4 protein-coding genes are annotated in these 3914 nt (G+C 60.0%); all 4 read right to left on the bottom strand.

The genetic code is table 11. The annotated features are described in order from the left end of the window. Window positions 1–70: 70 nt before the first annotated feature. A complete protein-coding gene (locus R7040_RS24225; protein ID WP_001255015.1) occupies window positions 71–376 on the bottom strand; it encodes a LysR family transcriptional regulator in 306 nt (101 codons plus the stop codon). 27 nt (window positions 377–403) lie between these two features. Continuing rightward, window positions 404–1618: a chloramphenicol/florfenicol efflux MFS transporter FloR gene (floR, locus tag R7040_RS24220; protein WP_000214119.1), complete on the bottom strand. Its 1215-nt coding sequence runs from the start codon at window positions 1616–1618 to the stop codon at window positions 404–406. A gap of 216 nt (window positions 1619–1834) precedes the next feature. Then, window positions 1835–2719, bottom strand: a complete 885-nt coding sequence (locus R7040_RS24215) for a DUF3363 domain-containing protein (RefSeq protein ID WP_001447541.1) — start codon at window positions 2717–2719, stop codon at window positions 1835–1837. Window positions 2720–2749: 30 nt separating this feature from the next. Continuing rightward, the coding region (locus R7040_RS24210; protein WP_000320694.1) for an IS91-like element ISVsa3 family transposase at window positions 2750–3914 on the bottom strand (1165 nt) is incomplete at its 5' end.

Below are 3914 nucleotides of genomic sequence, written 5' to 3'. Positions count from 1 at the left end.
GCTTAGCGGAAAGTTCTTTTACCCTCAGCCGAAATGCCTGCCGTTGCTAGACATTGCCAGCCAGTGCCCGTCACTCCGCGGTCTTCACTGCGTGATCGAGTTGATCGACACCCGCCGTGACACGCTCCATGAAGTGCCTGCCTGCGTCTGTTAGCCGAACGCCCCGCGCATGGCGCTCAAATAGCAGGACACCAAGGTTATCCTCCAGCGCTTTCACACGCGCGCTGACGCTCGACTGGCTGATACCAAGTGCCTTGGCCGCATGCCGAAAATTCAGATGCTCGGCGACGGCGATGAACTGAACAAGGGAAATGAGCGGTATCCTGCCAGACAGGATACCGACATTCACGAGGTTTCGATGGTTAGTGCGCCGCATCGGAGCGGGCCTGCTACCAGTCGTCGGTTAGACGACTGGCGACTTCTCGGTGGCAGCCCCACGGAGCCGAAGGAGCACCAGCCCCAACGAAACCAGTACCGCCATCGCCGTGGCGTAACAGATCACGGGCCACGCTGTGTCACCGTTTAAAAGTGCCACCGCCAATGTCCCGACAATGCTGACTATCAGGCTTTGAACGCAGAAGTAGAACGCGACCGCTGATCCCGCGATGTCGTCGAACTCTGCCAAAGCGCCGTTCGCGGTAACGGACACCGTGAAGACAATACCGACCGCGACAACCCACATCGGTAGGATGAAGGTGAGGAATGACGGCGAGCCGTAAAGTTCGCCGATCCCCAACAGGACCGCTCCGCAAACAAGCAACGCCATCCCACGCGCCACGCATCCTGCGATGCCCCATCTGGCGACAAAGGACTTCGCGAAACGGGTTGTCACGATCATTACAAGCGCGACAGTGGCGAAGGCAAAGCTGAATCCGATCTCGGAATATTCCGCTTGGCCTATGAGCACACGGGGAGCCGTCGAGAAGAAGACGAAGAAGGTGCCCATACCGGCGCTAAAGCCGACAGTGTAAACCCAAAAAGCCGGACTCGCGAAGATCGGCAAGACAGATCGGCGCGTCTTGACTTGATCCAGAGGGCGGGTTTCGTGCCACCTGAAACCCGCATTTAGGAGTGCGAGCATCGCCAGTATAGCCAAAGTAATGAATATCGCCTGCCATCCCAAGAACTCGCCGATCAATGCTCCGGCGATAGGGCCGAGCGCAGGCACGAACGCCAGCATCGAACTGAAAAGGCCGTAGATGACGACACCCTCAGGACGGTTGGCATAAACGTCGCGAACCGTCGCGAACGTCGCCACCAGCATGGCCGACGCGCCCACTGCTTGAAGTAGACGGAAAGCGACAAAGGCCGGTGCAGTTGAAGACCAAGCTGCTCCCAGAGACGCAATGACGAAAGCCGTTGCGCCCGCAAGTAGAATTGGCCGTCGCCCGATTCTGTCTGAGAGCGGACCAAAAATCACCTGGCCCACGCCGAGCATCACCATATAGAGGCTCAACGTGAGTTGGATCATAGCGGGCGTCGTGTTCAGGATGCCGGGCATCGCTGGAACGACAGGGAGATAAATATCCATCGCCAGTGAAGCGAGGATGTCGAAAGGAGCCATCAGCAGCAGTGCTGCCGGCAGCGTATAGGCCCACGCGGGGCGTGTGGTGGTCATGACGAATCAACCCTCGATTAAGGAATACCGGGCGACGTCTGCTCGTCAGCAATCAGATGAGACTAGCCTTACAGAGCGCCGCAACAACAATACTGGTTGTTGCGGCTTACTTGTCTGCTGACTTGGAATTTCCCATCTGATTACTCCACGCTTACGAATATGAATTGCTACATTTTATCCGATTATCTTTTGCTTCGCAATGCGGCATGGGCGCACTCAGCGTTCCAGCCCCCTCTGCCGCCCTAACTGCCACGACACCGACCCGCCCTGCACGATGCCCATAACCTCGCGGCCGAGTTGGCGGTCGATGATCGGCCGCCACGGGACAAGGGTGAACTCATGGGATTTCTCGACCACGGCGAACTTGCCGCTCGATAGATGCACGGTTCCGGTAAACTTGCCGCTGACGCTCTCGCCGTCCGTGGCGGCGCGGAACGGCAGGCCCTTACTCAAAGCCATATCCGATCCGACGCCGGCTACCTCGCGCTCCCGCAGGATGGCGAGAAGGTTGCGCCGGTAGAAGACGCGGCTGTCCCGGCTGCGGGTGGCGTCGCCCTGTTCGATATGGTGCTCGCGGCGCTGGTCCATGGCTTCGCGGACTTGTTGCCCGAAGCCGGTTGGCGCAAGGTCGGCCGTCTCGCCGTGGATCAGCCGCCGGTCCAGCCAGGTCGCGCCGTCCGATCCGATCTGTTTGTTCAGATCGACCGGGGAAAGGACGCGAACGCTGGCCTGACTGTCTCGGCCGGCGTCATGGGCGGCGGCACGGCTGACCAGATCATCGGGGATGCGCCATTGGTCGGCGTCGATCCGCTCGACGATACCGGCCCGGCGTAGCGCCTCCAGCCGGCGCACATGGGCATCGACATAGCCCTCATAGTCGCCGCCTGGAACGCGGCACGTATAGGAAGAATAAACGCCCTTTTCACCCAAGTCCAACAGCTTTGGACCGCAGTTGACTCTTTCGACACCCCTGCGATGCAACCCAATCCGGCTGACGGGGAGCCAGCAACGCTGAAAATTTACCCTCCTCTTTCCCACTAGCGGCTCCTTTTCCGACAACCAGCACGGCGGATCCCTGCCGCGGCGCTGTGAACGCAGCATTTTGATTGGTATCGTTGGCCTTCAGGCTCGTCAGTCAAACAGACCCAGGAGCAGCTCAGCCGGTGGCGCCCGGCTTTCGGGTAACGCCCTGGTCCCGCTGGTTTCGGCTTTGTGCTTCAGGTGATCAAGGATCTGCTTGATCACTATAGGGTCTTCAATGCAGGCGATGACTTTCATGGCGCCGCCGCAGCCGCTGCAGGTCTCGATGTCGATATTGAAAACACGCTTGAGCCGTTGCGCCCATGTCATCGACGCTCGCCGTTGTGCTGGTGTTGCCGGTTCATCAGCCACCCTGACCTTGTTGCCCCTGCCCCGTTTTGCCGGCGTGACCAACGCCCGGTGCCGACTGTTGGGTGCGAACACCCCGTGGAAGCGGGTTAGGTTGACTCTGGGCTTCGGTACCAGGGCGGCCAGCCTTGCAATGAAATCCAATGGTTCGAAAATGACGTGCGTGGTGCCGTCCCGGTACGGCGTCTTGAGCTGGTAGCGCACGTTGCCGCCTCGTGTTAACGACAGCCGCTTCTCGGATACCGCCGGGCGGCTGATGTACCGGCACAGCCGTTCGAGCTTCTTGCGTTCATCGGCCCTGGCCGCCACGCCGGCGTGCAGGCTGGACCCGGCTACCTTGCCAATCCCGTCACCGAACGGATCACCACTGGTCGGCAGAGTTTGCAAAGTGAACACCTTTCGCCCCGCCTGTGAACCGACAGCGATACGGTAAGTGATCGAGTGCCCCAGCAGGGGTGTCATCGGGTCGTCATCCACCGCATCCGAGGCCAGATAGCTGTTTTCGACATCCCGTTCCAGCAGGCCTTGCCGTTCCAGATAGCGACCCACCCGGTGGGCGATGGTGTGCGTCAGCTGGGTGAGCTCTGGGCTGGTCGGCGCCTTGACCCAGCGGAAACGCGCTGAGCCGTGGGATTGCTCGACATACACACCGTCGAGAAACAGCATGTGGAAGTGAACATTCAGATTGAGCGCCGATCCAAAACGCTGGATCAGGGTGACCGCGCCCGTCTTGGCCACTTGGTGGGTATGGCCCGCTTTCTTGACCAGGTGCGTGGCAATGACGCGGTAAACGATGCCCAGCACCCACCCCATGATCTCGGGCCGGCTGGCAAACAGGAAACGCAGCTGAAACGGGAAGCTCAACACCCACTGACGCATGGGTTGTTCAGGCAGTACTTCATCAACC

This window comes from Vibrio sp. 1069 (assembly GCF_033340555.1).
The sequence above is the reverse complement of the archived record's forward strand: the minus strand, read 5'-3'. Positions and strand labels throughout refer to the sequence as shown.